21 protein-coding genes and 2 pseudogenes are annotated in these 19,867 nt (G+C 54.1%); 10 read left to right on the top strand and 13 right to left on the bottom strand.

Translation table 11 applies throughout. The features are described from left to right. The first annotated feature begins 76 nt into the window (after positions 1-76). The gene (locus tag C451_RS20415) at positions 77-1,075 is read left to right on the top strand and encodes an NAD(P)/FAD-dependent oxidoreductase (protein WP_080503421.1); all 999 of its coding nucleotides are present in this window, start codon (positions 77-79) and stop codon (positions 1,073-1,075) included. 379 nt (positions 1,076-1,454) lie between these two features. On the opposite strand, the pseudogene C451_RS20410 reads toward C451_RS20415, so the two are convergent. The 5 genes and pseudogenes from C451_RS20410 to C451_RS01495 all read right to left on the bottom strand — a co-directional run bounded on the left by C451_RS20410 (position 1,455) and on the right by C451_RS01495 (position 6,731). Further along, positions 1,455-2,321 (bottom strand): annotated as a pseudogene (locus tag C451_RS20410) (IS630 family transposase). A 43-nt stretch (positions 2,322-2,364) separates the two neighbouring features. Beyond that, positions 2,365-2,859: a transposase gene (locus C451_RS20405; protein WP_161605810.1), complete on the bottom strand. Its 495-nt coding sequence runs from the start codon at positions 2,857-2,859 to the stop codon at positions 2,365-2,367. A 410-nt stretch (positions 2,860-3,269) separates the two neighbouring features. Next, positions 3,270-3,575 (bottom strand): DUF7513 family protein, encoded by a 306-nt coding sequence (locus C451_RS21530; protein ID WP_152420328.1) that lies wholly within the window; start codon positions 3,573-3,575, stop codon positions 3,270-3,272. Further along, positions 3,572-5,113 (bottom strand): Na+/H+ antiporter NhaC family protein, encoded by a 1,542-nt coding sequence (locus tag C451_RS20400; RefSeq protein WP_007736900.1) that lies wholly within the window; start codon positions 5,111-5,113, stop codon positions 3,572-3,574. Before C451_RS20400 ends, C451_RS21530 begins: the two co-directional genes overlap by 4 nt. Before the next feature lie 451 nt (positions 5,114-5,564). Further along, positions 5,565-6,731: an NAD(P)/FAD-dependent oxidoreductase gene (locus C451_RS01495; protein WP_007736899.1), complete on the bottom strand. Its 1,167-nt coding sequence runs from the start codon at positions 6,729-6,731 to the stop codon at positions 5,565-5,567. Positions 6,732-6,826: 95 nt separating this feature from the next. On the opposite strand from C451_RS01495, the gene C451_RS01490 reads away from it, so the two are divergent. Both C451_RS01490 and C451_RS01485 read left to right on the top strand, forming a co-directional pair. Further along, positions 6,827-7,141 carry a hypothetical protein gene (locus C451_RS01490; RefSeq protein WP_007736898.1) on the top strand — a complete coding sequence of 105 codons (315 nt, stop codon included), beginning with the start codon at positions 6,827-6,829 and terminating at the stop codon, positions 7,139-7,141. Next, on the top strand, positions 7,138-7,656 hold the full coding sequence (locus C451_RS01485; RefSeq protein WP_007736893.1) for a hypothetical protein: 519 nt from the start codon (positions 7,138-7,140) through the stop codon (positions 7,654-7,656). The genes C451_RS01490 and C451_RS01485 overlap by 4 nt, the downstream gene beginning before the upstream one ends. A 113-nt stretch (positions 7,657-7,769) precedes the next feature. Here C451_RS01485 and C451_RS01480 read toward each other — a convergent pair whose 3' ends face one another. Continuing rightward, positions 7,770-8,090, bottom strand: a complete 321-nt coding sequence (locus C451_RS01480; RefSeq protein ID WP_007736892.1) for a hypothetical protein — start codon at positions 8,088-8,090, stop codon at positions 7,770-7,772. Positions 8,091-8,189: 99 nt separating this feature from the next. After that, positions 8,190-8,516: a DUF302 domain-containing protein gene (locus tag C451_RS01475; RefSeq protein ID WP_206536658.1), complete on the bottom strand. Its 327-nt coding sequence runs from the start codon at positions 8,514-8,516 to the stop codon at positions 8,190-8,192. 201 nt (positions 8,517-8,717) lie between these two features. Between C451_RS01475 and C451_RS01470 the strand changes: the two genes are divergently transcribed. Further along, on the top strand, positions 8,718-10,163 hold the full coding sequence (locus tag C451_RS01470) for an IS701 family transposase (protein WP_007736890.1): 1,446 nt from the start codon (positions 8,718-8,720) through the stop codon (positions 10,161-10,163). Between the two features lie 455 nt (positions 10,164-10,618). Here C451_RS01470 and C451_RS01465 read toward each other — a convergent pair whose 3' ends face one another. Next, positions 10,619-10,978 carry a 4a-hydroxytetrahydrobiopterin dehydratase gene (locus C451_RS01465; protein WP_007736889.1) on the bottom strand — a complete coding sequence of 120 codons (360 nt, stop codon included), beginning with the start codon at positions 10,976-10,978 and terminating at the stop codon, positions 10,619-10,621. 261 nt (positions 10,979-11,239) lie between these two features. Here C451_RS01465 and C451_RS01460 point away from each other — a divergent pair, with 261 nt between their 5' ends. From C451_RS01460 to C451_RS01445, 4 genes are all read left to right on the top strand, one after another. After that, positions 11,240-11,830: an Lrp/AsnC family transcriptional regulator gene (locus C451_RS01460; protein WP_007736888.1), complete on the top strand. Its 591-nt coding sequence runs from the start codon at positions 11,240-11,242 to the stop codon at positions 11,828-11,830. Between the two features lie 267 nt (positions 11,831-12,097). After that, on the top strand, positions 12,098-12,664 hold the full coding sequence (locus C451_RS01455) for a CPBP family intramembrane glutamic endopeptidase (protein WP_241431141.1): 567 nt from the start codon (positions 12,098-12,100) through the stop codon (positions 12,662-12,664). Positions 12,665-12,768: 104 nt separating this feature from the next. Beyond that, positions 12,769-12,936 carry a hypothetical protein gene (locus tag C451_RS01450; protein WP_007736886.1) on the top strand — a complete coding sequence of 56 codons (168 nt, stop codon included), beginning with the start codon at positions 12,769-12,771 and terminating at the stop codon, positions 12,934-12,936. A gap of 213 nt (positions 12,937-13,149) precedes the next feature. Next, complete coding sequence (locus tag C451_RS01445) at positions 13,150-13,458, top strand: hypothetical protein (protein WP_241431140.1); 309 nt, start codon at positions 13,150-13,152, stop codon at positions 13,456-13,458. A 115-nt stretch (positions 13,459-13,573) separates the two neighbouring features. On the opposite strand, the gene C451_RS01440 is transcribed toward C451_RS01445, so the two are convergent. Further along, a complete protein-coding gene (locus tag C451_RS01440) occupies positions 13,574-13,879 on the bottom strand; it encodes a hypothetical protein (RefSeq protein ID WP_007736873.1) in 306 nt (101 codons plus the stop codon). Between the two features lie 159 nt (positions 13,880-14,038). Between C451_RS01440 and C451_RS01435 the strand changes: the two genes are divergently transcribed. Continuing rightward, entirely contained in the window at positions 14,039-14,320 is a 282-nt protein-coding gene (locus C451_RS01435) for a helix-turn-helix transcriptional regulator (RefSeq protein ID WP_007736871.1), read from the top strand. Between the two features lie 510 nt (positions 14,321-14,830). Further along, positions 14,831-15,325, top strand: a complete 495-nt coding sequence (locus tag C451_RS01430) for a hypothetical protein (protein ID WP_007736870.1) — start codon at positions 14,831-14,833, stop codon at positions 15,323-15,325. Between the two features lie 17 nt (positions 15,326-15,342). Here the strand turns inward: C451_RS01430 and C451_RS01425 are convergent, their stop codons facing one another. The 4 genes and pseudogenes from C451_RS01425 to C451_RS01405 all read right to left on the bottom strand — a co-directional run. Then, positions 15,343-16,260: a hypothetical protein gene (locus tag C451_RS01425; protein ID WP_152420327.1), complete on the bottom strand. Its 918-nt coding sequence runs from the start codon at positions 16,258-16,260 to the stop codon at positions 15,343-15,345. 489 nt (positions 16,261-16,749) lie between these two features. Continuing rightward, complete coding sequence (locus C451_RS01415) at positions 16,750-17,751, bottom strand: hypothetical protein (protein WP_007736869.1); 1,002 nt, start codon at positions 17,749-17,751, stop codon at positions 16,750-16,752. 73 nt (positions 17,752-17,824) lie between these two features. After that, complete coding sequence (locus C451_RS01410; RefSeq protein ID WP_080503418.1) at positions 17,825-18,799, bottom strand: SprT-like domain-containing protein; 975 nt, start codon at positions 18,797-18,799, stop codon at positions 17,825-17,827. Between the two features lie 33 nt (positions 18,800-18,832). Continuing rightward, positions 18,833-19,777 (bottom strand): annotated as a pseudogene (locus C451_RS01405) (RNA-guided endonuclease InsQ/TnpB family protein); the annotation flags it as partial. Positions 19,778-19,867: the final 90 nt, after the last annotated feature.

Below are 19,867 nucleotides of genomic sequence, written 5' to 3'. Positions count from 1 at the left end.
TGGGGTGGTCTCGGTTTGGTCACCAGAGACAACCCCTTCCTGAGAGGAGTCAGTTGCTACCGAAGTCTAGACCGCTTTGCGACACCACCAATTTTTTGCCGACCCAGACGCCGATCCAGCTTACACACTTGTTGGAAAGCTGGATGTTGCAACTTCCTCGGAAGGCGAGCTAGAGCTCGAAGAGGAGTTCGACACGATGGTACAAGCGCGCAGTGAACGACCTTCGTCCAGTGAAAATCAACCTTCATCTGATACCTCGCCAATAGATTATTTCGATTCCGAGGATCTCTCGGCCTCAATGGTTCTTCCATATCTCGATACAGAGGTAGTCGAAGGGGCGATCTATCGACCGCAAGTGGGCTATCTTCGGCCACGAGAACTAGCCAAGGAATTCAACAATCGTGCCAAAGCTAACGGCGCGACATTCAATGAACACTCGAAGGTAGAAGAAATCAGGACAACGAATGACCGTGCAACCGGACTGGTCGTTGATGGCAAATCTATCGACGCCGACGAGGTGATTTGCGCGGCGGGACCGTGGAACCCAAAAATTGCACGCTCCATTGGAGTAGAACTCCCTGTTAAACACACACTTGCGCCAGTATTGAAGCTTGAACCAGCGACAAGCCGCCAGTATGCGCTGCCGTGGATAACTCATCATGAATCTGGATTCTCGATACGGCGGAATATTGATGGAACTGTGCTAATGACGCACCATCCAGTTGGCGGCTACGATGTTGCCACAGAGTACGATCCCACCGATATTAGTGAGACAGTACCAGACGACATCCGCAAACACGGGCTCGAAACACTCGAACGATTGCTTCCCGCCACCGAGAACGCAGAGATCGTTGATGAATGGGTTGGTATTCGCTCGTCAACACCCGACCAAAACCCGGTTGTCGGGTGGACTTCTCTCAAAGGCTTCTCAATAGCGGCATTCTCCACATCTGGAATACAACTGTCACCCGCAACGGGGAAGGTGATTGCGGCACAGCTTGTCGACAATGACCCGACTTCGTACTATGATGGACTCTCGATAACCCGATTCAAAGAATACGATGACTGGCGGTGACCAAATCAACTCTGGCTCTGCACGTTTAAGTTAGAACGCGGTGTAGACGGTAGTGACAGCCGATGCTTCCAATTATGGACCTTCTGTCCTGCACCGATCCATTGGACGAATTCGATTTCCTCGCATATCATCAGACTCATCACGGGGCTGGGATACGATCAGTCTCATAGATCTAAGTTCAAGCTGCTTGGATCACCACCCTGTCATGATTCGAGATCTACTTACTCTTGGCGGTGGCGCAGAATGGTTCTCATAGGGTGATGGTTGGACTAGCGACGTCATTATCTCGTTCGTGATTTGTGAGTGCAACCGCGAGCCGAAGACACAACACCAAGAAGACGTGGAATTCAACTTTGACTCGGCCTCGGGACCGTAATGATCAAGACAACTTTTGAAGATCAAGGAATTTCTCACACCAAGATTGTGCGTAGCTAATTCGTCGAGTTATTTGCTTGAAAACATTCTTGACGAGCTCTTTGAATTCCTCTTCATTCGCGACGATTATTGGGCACATTGTCCATTTGAGATAATCCCATACTTTCTCGATTGGATTGAGATGCGGCGATCCTGATGGTAAGAAAACCAGGTCGATCCCAAGCTGATGCGCGCGCCTGCGCGTGTATTCACAGATATGAGAACCATGCTTGTCCAAGACGAGCAGAATCCGCTTGCCGGGATTCTGCTCGCGAACCATCTCTAACACCTCGCAAATCCGCTCTTTGGTCTCGTCTTCGGTGAACGTCACGAAACTCTCTCCGTTGAGCGCGTAGAACCCTACCGCAGAATCCTCCGTCTTGACTAACGGCCGTTCGACGTGTGGATCGTCGACGTACCAGACACGTCGCGAATTATCGTACGGCTGTGGGTGTGAAGCATCAAAAAATCCAATCACGGTGCCGCCATCAGAAGGTGTTGAATCTCCTGTGATTTCCACGGTTGACCGTCACGAAGGAGTTCGACGAATTCGTCTTGTTCGTCCTCATCGAGCTTCGGGGGGCCTGCCGCCCCCGAAGTTCGGGGTCAGACGACCGAGTCCACCTTTGTTCCATCGTCGTACCCAGCGAGTCGCGGTTGCAGAGGACCTGCCGACGTCGTCGGCAGCGTCCTCAAGCGTTGCACCTTTGTAGAGCCGCTTGACGAACGTCAGCCGCTTGCTTATTTTGTCATCGTCAGTCTCGTCGAGCAGCCGATCGAGATCGTCTTCGCTGAGATGGCGGACGATCTCTTTGTGACGATCTCCAGCCATAACGTTCGCTGCCCTACGTCATCTTCATAACTTTTCTGGGTCATTACGGGGCCCCGAGGCCGAGATCCTTACAGACACCAATCGCTGTCTCGATCCGTGACCGCTTCCGATAGGCCTCATCTAGCCGCTCTTCTGTAACTGCAATCGTATCCTCAACACGATATTCGATATCGAGTGGATCAGCAGCGTTGCGTTGGTTATACGGGACAACCGGCACGACCCCCTGCTCCAGCAGGCGGTCGTGCCAATCCAGCATATCGAATTCCGCATCATCCAGCGTCCAGATCGGTTTCTTGACGGCGAGCGCGTCACTAGTGACGCGCATCGCCGTTTCCTGATCGACCTTTTTCGTGGGTGTGAACGTGGCTGCAACCGGAATATTATCAGCAGCAGTCACCAGACAGCAGCCGTACCCGTAGTAGAAGTCATCTTCAGCATGATCGTAGTTCCACTCAGCCTCATCATCCTGCTGGTCGACGGGGATGTCGGCCATCAATTCGATAGAGCTTGCCGAACGGTACCTGCTCGGCAAGCTCATGAACCAGCGTGATGAACACGTCCTCAGCAACGAGAGCGAAATTAGTGGTGAACCGCTCAGCGTCCGCCGTCCCGGCGGACGTGTGAATCCACACTGTCGCCAGACGTCCTCATTGTGGAGTTCTTGAGCCATTGGACGCGGTCCGTAGATGTCGTGGTAGAAGCAGTGAAGGAACCCTTTCAGAAGTTCCGGTGGCTGGTGAACCCGTGTTCGCCCCCTCGGATCGGGGGCGAACACGGGATAGTCAACGAGAAACGAGAAGTCAAGATGTTCGAAAAGTGCTGCTGTCTCGGTCTCCAATGCTTTGAAGACCTGTTCGACCGTCGCGTTATCCGGTAGGACGGACTTGGTCGTTAACACATCAAGTCCATCCTACCGCATTCCTAGTGAGGACTTCTGCGCCACCGCCCTTACTCTTGAAAGGATATCAATTCAGCTTCCCCGTGCGATTCTTCATCATTGAAGTGAGAAATTCTTATTTCAACTAACGATCCCCCAATATTTTCGGGGGCATCTTTTATTTCAATAGTTGTATCGCCAATTCGGGCACTGACCGTTTCGTTTCTATCAGGGAGTTCGGGTGTATATATTTTCAAAATATCATCCTCTTTGAATTTGGGCTTTGAATCTCTAAACATCCATTGACCAGAATATTTACTTCTATGGAACATCTTTACAAATCTAGAGATGATTCCCTCATTTTCTGATTCAGTCATATTCGTGAGACCTCCTCGGGCAGATCATCAGTAGTGTATTCACGGCCAAACCCAGTTAATGCTGAGGCTATTATTGCAATAAGTACAAACCATCCATAGAAAACGAAAGGTGCTATATATGCTGTGTTTACAACTATTTCTTTAGTAAACCAGCTATAATCTTGGACTAATGTACCAGACATGACTCCATATCCTAAAAGAACTGGACCAGCCCACGGGAAGAAAGCTGCAACACCAGCAAGAGGTGTGTCGAGTAGATTGGCTCTTCTATACCCGTTCACATTGAATCTTTTTCCTAATTGTGATATGTAAGGACCTAGGATGATCTCTGCTGAAGTATGAACAACAAAGAATGAATTTAGGACAGCCGAGCTACCTACTATCGCTAACTCGGCCGATTTCACAGTTTTTACATTTTCAACTATCCAATTGAGGATCAATTCAAATACTCCTCCATTGGACATGATTTGAGTCATTGCAAGAATCAGTAATAATAAAATGGAAGTGCTGAAAGCTCCAGTGACACCAGAATAGATAGCACCAGATATTCCAGTAGATGATCCAACAGTAACAAATGGAATGATTGTCGAAAACCCGGACGACCAAACATTTTCAGGAATAGTCAACAAAAATAAATCGCTGATCTTTGCCAGTCCTAGGCCGATATTCAAAATGGTTGCAACAAGAATACCGGTTGAAATAGTCACAAGAATATGCCGTCCTTTTATAGCTAAATATATCACTATTCCCAGGGAACACAAATGGACCAATCCAATCGGATTGCTGTTTTGAGCGAGAATTTTACTAGTATCGCCGGCAATTGATACGCCAGGTAATACCATACCAGCCAAAGCATATAGCAGAACTGTTGGGATTACAGCAAGTAGCACATATTTGAATCGCGACGCTACAACCCCTCCAATATCTGCACTCTGTGTCACTGCACTCACGATTGTTGTGTCACTAACAGGAGCTAGATGGTCTCCAAGTATAGCACCCGATAATATCGCTCCAAATAGCAGCAATGGATTTGAACCAAGCAATATTCCTGCAGGATAAAACAACGTAGTGAATGTAACTGCTGTTCCAAACGACGTACCTACGGCAAGTCCAAATACTGCAGTTAGTATGAAAGTCACTGCAGGAAATAATGAACCACCGACATTAATATTCAATGCTGTCCAGACTAAACCTTGTACAAAATTGCCAGATTGGAGAATGTTTGCAAACATCAGTGCCCACATGAGTGCGATAATTGCAGTTGCAACGACTCGCTGAGCCATTCCTTCAAAAATTGCGTTGGCATAAGGAACTATTGGCCCTTTTACAAAAACCATCCCAATTAATAAGCTAAACACACTTCCAACAACTAACCCATTAGTGTCACTGACTTGGAAAACAGCAGTTTGAACAATTGACCATATCACAAATATAACTAGCGGGACTGAACTTATTAATTTCCCCCCATAGAATTGTATGAAATCCTCATCGTTTTCTTTTTGCCTCTGCTGATTAGTACTATCATCGGTGGTTGACATTGTTTATCAGAAGCGAACATCTCACTTGCCCATTAAGCTTTTGATTCAGATACCGGCGGTATGTGATTGGATTCGGCTCTGTACGTTACTCAGCTTTGCACGTTGGCCATATTATATGAGAATGGTCAAAAAGGGCCGCTCTTCTGTAGATCTGCGGAATAGCATGCTAACGATAAACGTGACAGGTGAGAAACAGCTGCTACGTCACGAATGCAGACCATTTGAGGAAGTGAATCGCCCGTTATCTTGCGGTTCCGCTGTACTACAGAAGAGCGAAAGAGGATGATCGCCGCCTCAATTTCCGCGTACAAGGCCGTCAACGGGTAGAAACTCACGTCGGTCTGGTGCTAATCGACCACCTTCTCACCGCATTATCGAACCGCCTCGACGACCCAACCGCCAATCTCAGGAAAGCAAAGCCGTGGTAATTACCGAACAGGGTCACTGCGTCCTATAGAAAAGTCTGATCATGCGACGAAAATCGATCGAGACAGAATGGTTCGAGGAGTTCCGGCTTGTTCTGGTTAAGAACCCACTGCGCGAGTAGTTTGCTCACAGATGGAGCAATAGCGTAGCCGTGACCAGTCCATCCGGTCCCGACGAAGAAATTATCAACGCCTGGAACTCTATCAATAATAGGAAGACCATCAATAGAACATGTTTCTTGGTGATCGGCAATTACCCTGTCGATGGCAACATCCTCTAGGAAAGGGTAGACTGCGACAGCTTGGGCGATGTTCTTCTCAACTTGATCTGGAATTGGTCGGCCTGTTTGGTCGTTACTATCCCATCTTGCAGGCCACCCGCCTGTAATCATTACTCGGTCATCCTCGGTTCCCTTCATAGCGAGAGTCCGATGAGAATGGGCAACGAGATGTGTAAATGGTACTGTGTCGAGTTGCTCGGTCAAAACCACCTGCGGCGTAAAGTTCCACACTGGAAGTGTCACGTCGAACTGTTTTTCGAGAAAACCAGCTGCGTGCGTGTTCGTTAGAAGACAGACGGTACCATCGACTTTGATCGTATCCCCGTCGGTTGTGACGACTTCCGAAATGTCGTCTGTCGTCTGATTTTGTTCGACTGAAGTGATCTCCGTGTTGTTACAGATATCTGCCCCTTCACGTCGCGCCGCCTCGGCTACACCCCGCGTAGCTGCGGTGTGATCTACAATACCGTCATCAGGTGTGTAGATCGCGCCGATCACTCGGTCGCTCAAGTTTGATTCCATCTTGGTCACTTCTTCGGCGGATAGCAGTTTGGTCGTGATATTATGCTGGCGCTGTAACCATACGCGAGACCGGGCGCTTTCGATGGATGTTGGGCCAATCTCTGGAACCGAGTGTTCGATGAACTCAAGTTGACCAATACGTTCGTACCCGATATCGGCCCCAAGTTCCTCTCCAAGCGATGCCCAGTATTGATACGATCTCTTGGCAAGCGGAAGCGAGCGGGGGTCTCGCCCGCCTGCTCTGACGCCACGTTTTCCCGGACCACCAGATGCCCCACTCGCTACACTATCACGCTCTACCAGTATAACGTCCTGCTCCTGCTTGGCTAACTGCCACGATACGAACGCTCCATAGATTCCACCCCCAATCACTACCTGATCGTACGACATAGGATTCCTTACGTAATTCGAATAATAAAGCTCACGCCTCATCCTGCTTGTTTCACCATCAGATTTATCTACTGCACGATGTGTATGGTGTATGTATGAGCGGCGAAACCAAGAGAGTCAACTTCAATTTCCCTCAACACCTCGTTGAGCAGGCCGACGTTCTCGGAGAAGTCGAGCAACGTGACCGGACGGAAATCGTCGTGACGGCACTTCGTGAATATCTGCATGACGCAACCACAGACGAGCAGATCGTCCAGGAGGTCGCTGGCGCGTACTACGACGGGAGGATCGACTTTGAGCAACTGCGGGTGTTAGTCGGCCCGGAGAAAGCAGGAAATTTCCGTCTCCTCAAACAGCAGTTAGATGAAGAATTCATTCACGATGTCGCCGAGTCGATGGATTTTGAATGACGCTCCTCGTCGCCGATACCCCATCGCTTGTCAGTATAGGGTGTGCAGAACAGTATGATCCGTCCGCTCTCAGTTTGCTATTCGACGGCTTCGATGTGGTCGTTCCTCAAGCAGTCGTTGACGAAATTGAGACGCTCGCTTCCTATGACCATGATCATCGACAGCCAGCACAAGCAGCGGTAGATGCTCTCGATACTGCTCGGATCGTCTCACAGGTGAACATCTCGGAGTCAGTACCACCCCTCGATCTCGGCGAACGGGCGGCAATCGAACTCGCCAACGACGAGCAGTCACAGTATCTGCTCTGCGATGAATTCACCAATCTCACTCTCATTGCCAGCGCGTTGGACGACGCAGAACTACTCACAACCCCAGCTCTGATGACCGCATTCGTCGATGCCGGTGTCCTTACGAAGGCTGATGCCCAAGCACAGCTCTCTGAGGTCGCCGCTCTGAGATCGTGGGACAACAATTCGTACTACCAACGAGCCAGAAGAGTACTCGATCAACTTTAAACGGTACCCGGGGATTGTTTTCCCTGATTGCGACGGTTACATCTCGATACCGAGGTGTATCCCGGCCAATCACGTCGCAGTACTACCTACCTGTGAGGCAATCCCTCATTGGATTAGATTCCCTCACTTGTCCCGCTCAGCCGGGCATTCTGCCAGATTATCTGTCCGCCTCTGAGCATCATGATGCTCCCAGTGACGAGTACGACATATATGATTGGAGAGCTGAGACTTTGGGTTGTACACCGGACGCCATCGATACCGTCACCGTGGACGCAGAGTTCGAATGGTACCACAAGTGCGAAGGCCGTGATCATGAGACCAGTGAAAACGAGAGTGGTTCCGAGCAGGAGGGCATTGGTTCTGCGTTTCCGCCGCTCTCTGGCAGCCCACGCTTCTCTCACTGCCTGTTCCTCGTACTCTGTCCCTCGCTCCATTGTCGTACTTGTGTGTGCTACCAATTAACACTGTCACCGGTGGTCCCTCTAAACAGAGTTCTCAGATCTGTTTGCGTGCTCAGACTGTAAGGAGAGTTCTCACTCAGCAGAGGTGGTATCGAGGTGGGCCCACACTTCGGTCATCAACTCACTGGTCAGGTCAACCAACGCCTCGGCGTCATCCGTGGCAGGAACACAGCCCAGATCTCGAATGGTTTTGCCGGCCGAGATGTGGTGGACATGGACCACATCATCACTCGGTATCTCATAGATCACGGTCGTGCATGGCAACAGTCCAGCGAGCGTCGGCTTGATCGCAAGCACGTCTCGCGCAACTTCAGCGTGGCAGACGATGAGCAGTGCCGTTCGCGGCACCTCCTCATCGAGTGCGCCGCGCACCATCCGGTCCAAACGTGTAACTGTCACTGTCTCGAATCCGGCGAGTTCGTGTTCGACCTGGACGTACGGAATCGCATCCTCAAACGATATATCGAGGGTCGTATGAAGCGCGTCACTGATGGCCGGTCTCGGCTTGGAAACTCTTCCCTACGCTCGCTGACTGGTCAGCGAGCGGTATAGAGTGAGATCGAACGGCGGTTCCGAGTGCGATCCTGATGTTTTCGTCCTGTGCTCGGCGTTACTCGTCTCCCGCCGTGGTTCAAACAAGCTCTCTCAGCGTTTGAGCCAGCTTTCTCCGACAGCCGCAACGCTGATTCGCTCAAACACCTCGTGAGCGCGCTGATTCTCGCCGAAACGCANGAGCCAGCTTTCTCCGACAGCCGCAACGCTGATTCGCTCAAACACCTCGTGAGCGCGCTGATTCTCGCCGAAACGCAGTGGACTGTTAGTGGACTCTCCCAAGGGATTTCGCGTCCCGACGGGAACGCGAAATCCCGCAGAGCCTACGACTACTTCTTCGAGGGAGCTGACTGGTCGGCCACCGATCTTGCCCAACTCCACGCTGAGTACGTCTTTGACCAGCTCCAGGTCGGTGCCGGTGACGACGTGCTCCTCCACATCGACGATACGTTCGCCGGCAAAACCGGCGACGCCACCGATGGCGTCGCCCGGTTGTACAATCCTGTCGCTGGCGAGACGGAACTAGGCAACAAGCTCGTCACTTCCTGCCTTCAGGCCGGCGACGTCTATGTTCCGTACCTTGCGCGGATGTACGTTCCAGAGGATCTCGCACCAGATTTTGACGAGCCGTTCAAGAAAAAGACCGAGATTGCTGTTGAGGAGATCGTCACGCCGCTCCAGCTGCCGGCTGGAGCGGCTCTCACCGTTGTTTTCGACTCCGCGTACTATGGCGACGAGAGAGTTGCTACGATCCAAAATCAGGGCCATAATGTCGTCTGTCGGCTGAAATCCGACAAACACGTCTCACCACAGGGTGTCGTCTGGACCCAACGCGTCGACGCCTTCGCGTCGACGCTGGAGTACGAATCGACGACGATCACAGTTCGTGGGAAGGAGAAAACCTACGATGTCGCGAGCGAGATCGTCGAAATCGAAGGCGTCGGTTTGGTGAAAATCGTCGCGAGCAAGACCGAGGACACAACTCGACACTACCTGAGTACGGATCTCGGCCGATCAGCGGCCGAGATCCTCGAACTCGTCGAACACAGATGGAACATCGAGACAGTCCACGAGGAATCGAACGCGAAGTTCGGCTTCAAGCAGTATCAGCTGGAAGGAAAACAGGCAATAGAGCGCTACCTCCAGCTGGTGTTTCTGGCATGGACGCTGGTAACGTTCGCTGAACGGGCGAANTATCAGCTGGAAGGAAAACAGGCAATAGAGCGCTACCTCCAGCTGGTGTTTCTGGCATGGACGCTGGTAACGTTCGCTGAACGGGCGAACGTGGCGTTTTGGGAAGAACGAGGCGGACTGAGCGTCCGCCTCGATCACGCCAAGGAAGCGTATCTCGTGGAAACGATGCTCGAAATTACCGAAGAGGTCGCTCCGTCGCTCCCGCGAGCGGAGCGACGGGAGCAACTGCATGAACTGGTGCGTGAGTTCTCGTGGTCTTCTCTCGCGAATTCGTTTGTNGCGACGGGAGCAACTGCATGAACTGGTGCGTGAGTTCTCGTGGTCTTCTCTCGCGAATTCGTTTGTTGCGGTTATTGAAGTATAAACTCTATTAAAGAATCGGTACGGTTTCTATTGGAGATTAGTTCGGAGATTCATCTACAGAGAAACAAATGCGGGATCTCTGAGTATTTTAGCTACAGCTTGCTGATTCAAACGATCTTGCCAAGCCGAGCCGGTGCAGGCACGTCAGCGTTCGAAGGAGTGTCGGCCATAGTGGAGACTACGTGGTCCCCATAGAAATGAGTGGCTCCGAGCAGTCATCGCGTTGGAAGAGCCACTGGCGCTCACTCGCCCATAATCGCAGTACTTCGCACGGCCGATCAATTGAACCATCCGCTTGCTGACGGTGTGGCCACGGCGTCAGTCGTTATGGCGCTGGCCGAACCGGAGTACGGCGACCAAGTGGTGCAGTTCCTGACCCACTGGTCGACCGGTCATTCGTCCGAGGAGTACTCCTCGTAGATTCGGTCCATTCGCGCAGCCATGATGAAGTCGGTTTCAAACAATCCGTCGATCTTGTGGGTCCACATCTCGACGACGACTTCGCCCCATGAGAGGTGGAGATCAGGATGGTGAAACTCTTCCTCGGCGAGTTCGCCGACCTCGTAGGTGAATTCGAGAGCATCCCGGAAATCCTCGAACGCGTAGGTGCCTTTGAGATGGTGTTCGTCCACGACCTCCCACACCGACCGATCGATGTCGTCATGGAACACGTCGATTTCATTGCCTGTCAGCGGGTCGTCGTCGCTCGTACACGCCACGCACTCGCGCTCGGCAAGTTCGGATTCAGCCATATTGGTGGATTGACCGCGAGCCGACTTGTATGCTCGCTCCAAACCGGCTACTGCCGTGCAAGTACACTACTGATGCGAGAATTCCGTGAGATGAGTTCTATGATAGACCCGCTGTGTGGCTATTGAGCAATTTCGCCGGGACGTAACGACCGACCAGCGACCGTTTTTCGTTCGATTCCCGCCCGTCGCGTCATTCATCGTTCTACACGCAATGGGGAAGATTAAGTGCGTGTGTTGAGTATCTTCCAACTGTATTCAAGTATGGACGAACGTGACATCAAGATCCTCTCGGCGATTGCGAACCTCGGTACCGGCAGCCCCGACCGGCTCCACGAGGAGACGGGCATCCCGAAATCGACGATCTACTACCGTCTGAACAACCTCCGCGAGGAGGGCGTTATCAANACCGGCAGCCCCGACCGGCTCCACGAGGAGACGGGCATCCCGAAATCGACGATCTACTACCGTCTGAACAACCTCCGCGAGGAGGGCGTTATCAAGAACGACCTCTACGACATCGACTACGAGAAGGTCGGCCTCGGCGTCACCATCATCGCCGAGGTCATCGCCGAGTACGACGAGGGCTATCACGAGCGCGTCGGCGAGAAGCTCTCGAACATCGAGGGCGCGGATCAGGTTTACTTCACGATGGGCGAAACCGATTTCGTCGTCATCGCCCGTCTTGGCAACCAAGGGATGGTCGAGGACCTCATCAGCCAGTTCGAGGGGATCGACGAGGTGATGCGCACCCGGTCGATGTTCACCATCTCCACGATCAAAAACGAGCCGCGACTGCTCAAGAACTTCGAGTTCGACACGCTCGAAGCGATCGCCGACGCCGAGGACGAGTAGTAAGCGGTCGACATCGCGATCGTCGACAAGCTGGACAGTCGTAGCGCGAGAGTGTCTCTCTCCGATAGCTGTATAACATATCGATGAAACATATGAACAATGGCCAGTACACAACCTGTTGACGGTCAGAGTGAGCCACATCCACGACCCAACTGGAGAACGCGCGGGCGTGCTGTCGCGATTGGATTTGGACTGGTGATCTCTGCCCTTGTAATCGGGACGGTACTTTCGGTCGTCCCGATTCTCGTAGGCGGAACCAGTCTCGCTGTGCTCACCGTCGTGTTCGTCCTTTCGGAAGCGGGCTATGCCATCGCCGGATGGGTGTATGTCCACCGATGGTTCACTGAGAAAACCTCAATTGAGATTCCGACACGACAACAGTTCGGATGGGTGATGGCCAGCACACTCGTCATGCTCGGGATTGCAAGCGGGGTCGGCGCACTCAGCACCAGAACGGGCATCCAAATCGGGCGTGCCGACCAAGAACTCCTCACAGGGGATCCGACGATGGTACTCGTGCTGGCAGTGCTTTCATTCGTCATCATCGCGCCAGCCGAGGAGTATCTGTTTCGTGGTGTGATTCAGCGACGACTCACCCGGAGTATGCGAACACCCGCTGCTGTCGGCGTGGCCGCTCTTCTGTTCGTTATTCCGCATGCGATTGGCTATCTCGGCGGCATCCAAGGGATTGTTCTGCTGAGTATCGCCCCGTTCTCACTCGCAGTCATACTGGGTGCGCTGTACGAAAAATACGATAATTTGTCCGTTCCAATCCTCGCTCATGGGCTCTACAATGCAACTCTGTTTCTCATAACCTACGTGACAACATTTTAGCCACCGTTCGCTGAGTCACATGATCTTGCCAAGCCGAAGTGCTGAGTCTACTTTCACCACGCTTTGATGAAGTATAAGTACGAATAGCTGGGAATACAGGTTGCATGACGGATCTCATCGTCAAAGCGGCAGTCAAAGAACAACTCGCAGACCAGAACGTCTCATCGGATTTCTACGACGCGCTCGACAGCGAAGTAGCGGACTTGCTTGCGGATGCAGCACGACGATCTGATGCTAATGATCGCAAGACTGTCCAGCCCCGCGATCTCTGAGTAGGGATTATCGGGTCAGTACTTCTCTCAGCTCGTACCAGTCGGTCCCAGAGTGAGATGCTCGTCGCGTGAATGACTCTCTGGAGACTGACCACTCCGTCTGAAAGCAGGCGATCCCCGCTGACGGTGCCGAAGCGATGTCGTCAGGTGTGGCACCCAGTCCACCGAGGCGAGAACGGGGGTATTATGTGTCTCTCTTGTGACCAGTGACTCATGCCGCTTGATGAGTCAGACTGGGAGCAGCTGGGACCAAGTAAGTCACAGATAGCGATCATGCGCGATTTTCTTGAAGACAACGCACCGCAGGCGTACACGTTGGAAGAAATCGCCGACGAAACCGAAGTCGTCATGACCTCAAGCAGCGGGGGACAGATCCCAATAAGCAGTCCTGAACAGGGTCTCGCGCAGGCAATCGGGCGAGTCTATCTCGAACTGTTGGCCGAGCCGCTAGTCGAAGATACCAACGTCGAACGCCGCGCAGACAGTAGCGGTGTCGAGTATTATCGGTACAACGCCGAATAAGACGCTTGCGTCGGCCATCCCGCGCAAACGATCGCTTTGGGACGCCGCTGGACACTGCGTGAGAAGATGTTCCCTGTGCCGATATCGTCGATATCTGCTTTCTCTGCTGACCGGACTACTGGCTCAGCTCGCCTGTCGTGTCGAGTTTCATCTCAGCGAGTTTGGTGCTCACCGCGTCGATCCGTCCGTCGAGTTCGTCAACAAATCCACTCGTCTGGTCGGTCGTGGTCGCGCCTTGGCTGGACGGCTCGATCAGATTTTCTTCTTCAAGCACACGCAATGAGTAGCGGATTTTGTGATGGGGATAGCCGGTTTCGTTCGACATCTTCACGATGCCGATCGGTTCGTTCTCGATCACCATCCGCAACACCTGCAGATGCCGTTCCAGCATATCCACTTCTTTCTCCAATCGATCTATCATGGCATCTGTTATCTCATTTCGCACAAATAAATCTTGTTATCGAAGAACGAACCGACGAAGCACACCACGGGTGAAATCGATGGATATATGCCCTATTTCGGTTGAATAGTCGATTCGAAAATCGATATATTTTCCGGTATGAATGACCAACAGCAGGATATGTACGATCTGACTGGGTTCCAGCGCGACGTGCTGTACGCGATTGCAGGACAGGACGAGCCGAAAGGGCTCGCGATCAAGGACGAACTTGACAGCTACTACGAAAGCGAGATCCACCATGGCCGGCTCTACCCAAACCTCGATGAACTGGTCGAGAAAGGACTCGTCGAGAAGGGCGAACGCGACAAGCGGACCAACTACTACGACCTCACCCAGCGTGGCCGTCGCGAGATCGATGCACGGCGTGAGTGGGAAGACCAGTACGTCGCTACTGAGGCTTAGGCCGGTTGTCTGACACAGCTACAGAGAAACAAGTCAACGCCCGCCATCGGCCGGTGGTTTGATCACGTCGGTCGGGTGATTACTGTCGGCGATCCTTCAGCCTGCACTCTTTGCAGAGAATCCGCCTGTCAGTGAGAATTCCGACGCGCAGTACGTTGGGTTTGTCCTCGCCGTAGTCTCTCGCACGCGCTCAGCCATTACGGAGGTCAAGGATGTCGTCTGCATCGGGCATGGTCGGTGGTTGAGCGTATCGTCATTTTCAGTGGAGCCGCCTTCGGGGGGTTTTCTGGATCGTCAAAGAGTGTCATAGAACGGTTGGCATGGGTTTCGCGTATCGGTCAACGAACTTGATGGCAAGAAGGTTCCCAAGGAGGACAGAGAAACGATTATCGAGCTTCTGGTGGATACGCTGAAAGAACGAGCAGACATCGAGTAACACGACGTTCTGTTCTCCACGGGAGATCGACTCGGACGATACATTTCTGTGTCTCCAACATCCTGTTCCAGTAGATGGAGACCGAGACCTGGATTGAGCGGGTGATCATCAACCAACTCACCACCCACGACAGGCGATACAAACACGACTATGGCGGCGTCGAAGAGACGACCGATGAACTCCTCGCCGACTGTGCAGAACTCGATGCCATCACGGCAGAGAGCGAAGAGAGCGGACCTGAACTCCCATCGATCGAACAGATGCTTACAGCAGAGGCTGATCTCGAACCCGAGGTCGAAAACACGCTCAAAACGCTACAGGAGCGTGGGCTGATCGAGCGCGTCAGAGAACGCAAGCGGCTCGGACCGCCGCTCGAAATGGGCGATTACGGGACGACCATTGTTTGGAAGCCGACAGTCGAGGGACGAGCCGAGGCAAGAGCGATCCGCGAGGCATACTCCGCCGAGGTAGAAGCACTCGTGGAGTCATACGATGAGAAGTCGGACGAGTTCCGCGAAGAGATCATCTCAGTCGCTAAAACGCATGGCATCCTTCCGAGCCACTTCTGATGGACAGATAGCGGGTCTTAGACTCCCGCTTTCTCTAATTCGTCGAGAAACGCCGGCCGGTTCGAGTACTCGTCTCGCAGGAACGACACCAGATTCTTGAACCGTCGGTCACGCCCCAGCGTCTGGATGGTCTGGAGATGCTCAGCGACCTGTCTGTAGTACTTGCGCCGACTCGCGTCGGCAGCGGCCTTCTTGATCTCGCAACGATACGCATCGAAGTACGCGGCGGGATCGTGAGCTCCGAGTTGGTCGATGTACGCGTCGAACAGGTTGAGATCGCGGACGTTCGTGACTGTCTCGAAGGCTTCTTCGATCCGATCCTCTCGTAGGTAGATCTCGACGATCGTCTCGGCTTTCCAGCGACTGTCCAGTCGATCAACGATCGTGTCGACGATATGCTCCCAGTCATCGTCCGATGATGCCGACTTCAGCCGCTCGTAGTACGCCCAGTCAGTCCGCTCGATGAACAGTTCGATCATCGTTTCCCGGAAGGCCTCGGGATCAGTACCCTCGTACTGGTCGACGAGGAGCTCACGGAGCGGGACCGTATCCGATCCAGAGAATGCATCGACCCCGTACTCCGCAACGCTAATGGCTGCTTCGCGTTCGTCTTCGTCCGCGAGGAGACGGGCGTATCGGAGACAGAGGTGTCGAGACGCAGGATAGTGTCGGTTGAGGATGGCTCCGAGTTCTGCCTGCTCTTCGATGCGGTCGAGCAGTTCGACGTAGCCGCGCAGCCACGCGGTTTCAGTGTATCCGTCGAGTAACTCGTCGGCAGGTGTGGTGAGATCACCGCGACGCCATGTATCCGTGTCGTTGTCGTACTTTTCACCGAAGAGTTGGTCCGAATCGATCCGTTCGTCGAGTCGGTCCCGCAGCAGGGACTGCCAGTAGCGATAGTCGTCTTCAGTCGTGCATCTGTCTCTTATACACATCTCNGCCATCAGAGATGTGTATAAGAGACAGCCCCCCCTCACCGTGTTCGTCAAGCCACTGGTCGAAACAGTACTCGATGTACCCACGTTTCTCCTCATGGGGAAGGTTCGCGTCGCGGATACAGGTTGCGTAGTTAGCGATGGCGTCCTGAAATGTTTCGTCGTGTTCGAAGCCACCCTGGTGGGGATCAAACTCGTGGAGATGATCGCGCATCGCCTCAAACATCGCTCGGTAGATGGTCGCCGCATCGCAGTATCGACCGTTCTCGATGTACGACTCTGCCCGCTCTTCGTACGTGGTGAAGTTCGGTGCCGTTCGATAGCCGTACTTGGATTCGATTTCGGCGCGCAGTTCGTAGACACCGATATCCGACGTACCAAGAAAAGAGCGGAACCGCCGTTCGAGGTCCGGATCAGCTTCGAACTCTCGGCCGAGAAACGCCCGGAGTGCGTCCGGTGGTGTCTCTTCGAGTAACTCTTCTCTGTCGTTCATACGTCCATATCGCTGAATGTCCAGTTTTCAGGCAGACGCTCGTGAAACCCCTCCGTTTCGATCGTTTCACGCAACCGCGACTTGACTGCCTCGTCGAACTCGAACTGGTCGTCCAGGTCCTTACGAAGATCCCAGTAGCGTGGAATCTGTGGCGCTGAATCGTGGTCAACCGTGGCCAAAATGGACGCCAGCATGTACCGGTCTTCGTAGTCGATCCGCTTCGCAGTGAGCAGCGCCTCGAGCAGGTCGGCCGCGGCGTGTTGGTCGGCGTGGAATGTGTGCGAGAGCACTCCTAGCACCCAAAACAGTTCCTCGGTGACGACCTCGTGGAGGTGATCTGCAACCGAGTATTCCGGATGGCCGATGCCCCAGCCGTAGGTGAACGACTCCTCCCCGCTGACATCGCCCATCGATTCCCAGAACGAGCCGAGATACGCGAGCGCATCGACAGAGATGGCTGCGACGCCGTCGCGCAGGCGCGTCCGGACAACGTGCCGTCCGACCGCGTTCTCGATGACCGGACTTGCGAGAGGTTCGTCGGCGGGGCTCTCGCGCGGGTAGGCGTCAATGAGGTCTGCGAGAAAGTCCCAACCCTCGCGTGTGGCGATCTCGTCGATGGCCTCTGCGGCCGGTTCGTAAAACGCCCAGAGGATCCCGCGATACGTGTCGTAATCCTCGGCGTCGTGATACTCTTTGAGCTCTCGCTCATACTGAGCAACCGACCTGAACGCGGCGTCGACATCTCCCTGAGCAGCTACCTCGAGATTGGTCTTCAGCGTCTCACTCGCGGCTTCGAGTCCGCGTTTCTCGCGTTCCTGTACGTTTCGCTGCATGTCAGCTTCGATCCCATCCGAAATTGAATCGAGGAAGGCGTCGAACGAAGACAGTGGATCCTGACTCTTGGACGCTTCTTCCGGACAATCGTGCAGTCGAAGACGGCTCAACGTGGTGAAGGTCTCGCCGCAGGCACCGCACTTGTGGGACATCTTCGTGTTCATGTGGACGTGTGAGGGGGAAACGTATCTATGTTCGGGACCCGTCAGCGTGGGGTTCATCAGCGTGGCGGCGCGGTTACTCGATGTAGTTTGTTCCCGGGGTGAGAGTTTCGGGCTGGTCATCCGCTGGATAGGCGACAGTTCGCGCGCCACACTCCTCACACCGGTAGCGGTCAGGCTGTCTGCTCTCTTTGGTGTGTTGCCCGAATCCAACGTTGAAGCAGCCGTTGGGACAGGCGTGGACGATGCGCGGCTCCTGCCACGGGATACTCGCGACGTGGCACCGCCCGGATTCGAGGTTGATAGGGCGATCATCAATGTCACAACTGAGGAGTGTCGCGTCACACTCGGGACAGGAGTACAGCCACGGATTCTTGATCCGCTTCGTGCGCCGCTGGTAGGACCAGGCTGTACAGCCGTTCGGACAGGTCAGCAGGTACCGGGCGGTATTTCTGGTGTCGTCCGGATCGTCCTTGTCGTCCTGCGTCTGCCATGGGATACTCGCTACGTAGCAGGTTCCCGCTTCAGGATCGTCTGGTCTGTCCGTGACGTCGTAGCTGATCGGGTGCGTGCCACACTCGTCACAGGTGTACTGCCAGGGGTTCTTGATCCGTTTGGAGCGCTGGACGTATCCGTGCTCGAAACACCCGTTCGGACACGCGAGGACGTACGCCGCGTCGACGACGTCGTCACCCTCACAGCGAGCGACCGGATCCGCACCTGCCCGACGTGCTGCGTCCTTCCACTCCGGCCCGTGGGGAGCGACATCCGAACCGACAGTTTTGAGAACGTAGGCATGAGCAACCTCGTGCCGAACAGTATCGCGCCACCGGTCGTCACGGCCGTCCTCAAACAGTCGGCGAGCGATACGGATCTCATATTTTGGTGTGGAGTCGCGGTCGGACCGGGATATCGGACGGCACTCGCCAAGCTGGCGGCGAAAAGAGTCAGTAACATCAACCCGAATCGCCGCCGGGTCCAAGATGTCGAACCTTGCCCGATCAATCGTAGCTTCAATTTCCTCACAAACGGGAGCTTCGTACTTGATCATTGTTCCAGTACCACCCAGCGGGGGAAATGTGAACTACCCCGCCCTACTCGCGCTTGCGCGCTCGTTGAGGGCAGGGCTTCCCTGTTCGATGACGCGACTTGCAGAAACGGCTGAAACAGCGGTTCCCACAGCGGTTGCAGTCTCCGAGGGTGTTGATTCGGGGTGAACCACCCCTACTTGGTCGAGTCCGCGTGAAAGAATGTTGCCAGCGGCGTTCGCGTCTCTGTCAGCCTCGAAACCACACGCTGGACACGAGTGTTCGCGGACCCACAGCGGTTTGTCCGTCTCCGCACCGCACTTCGCGCACTCTTTGGTGGTACCCTCTGGGTCGACCGCCGCGAAATGCGTGCCTTCGCGCTCGCACTTGTACGCGAGCATCCGGCGGAACGTTCCCCACGCGGCGGATGCACGGTTGCGGCTGTTGCCGTCGAGTTCCATCAACCCCTTCGCATCCAACTTCTCGACCGCCACGAGGTCGTACTCTCGGGCGTAGTAGTTCGACACGCGGTGGAGAAAGTCCCGACGCTTTCGCTTGAGATCGGCGTGACGACGGGCGACCTTCCGGCGCTGTTTCTCCCAATTGTTCGACCCGTGTTCTTTCCGAGAGAGTTTCCGGCGCTCGCGGTCGAGACGATTGCGTTCATTCGAGAGGTTGAGCGGCCCGAGCGCGAAGCCGTCGGTATCGTGGGCGAATTTCAAGATACCCACATCGATGCCGACGCACCGTTCGGGGCTGTCAGGCTTCGCAGGTGGGTCGTCGCCGGTTTCGATGCTGATGGATGCGAACCACTCGCCGGTCGGTTCGCGTTTCACCGTAACCTGCTTGAGTGCAGCGTCGTCGGGTATCTCGCGGTGGAGTACGATAGGAACATCACCAATTTTTGAGAGCGAGAGAACAGTCTGACCGCTCGTTTCGTGGAGCTTGAAGCCGGACTGTCGATAGGTGAACGACCGATACTCTCGTGGTGACTTCCATCGGCGCTCTTGCCGAATCTAGTGAAACACGTTGAGGGCGAAGCAGTCAACGAGGCCGTGTAGCGGTGCTCCGACGAGATTCAACGTCCGTAC

Origin of the sequence: Halococcus thailandensis JCM 13552, assembly GCF_000336715.1 — an archaeon.
Taxonomy (GTDB): Archaea; Halobacteriota; Halobacteria; order Halobacteriales; family Halococcaceae; genus Halococcus; species Halococcus thailandensis.
This window is presented reverse-complemented; position numbering and strand designations above follow the sequence as displayed.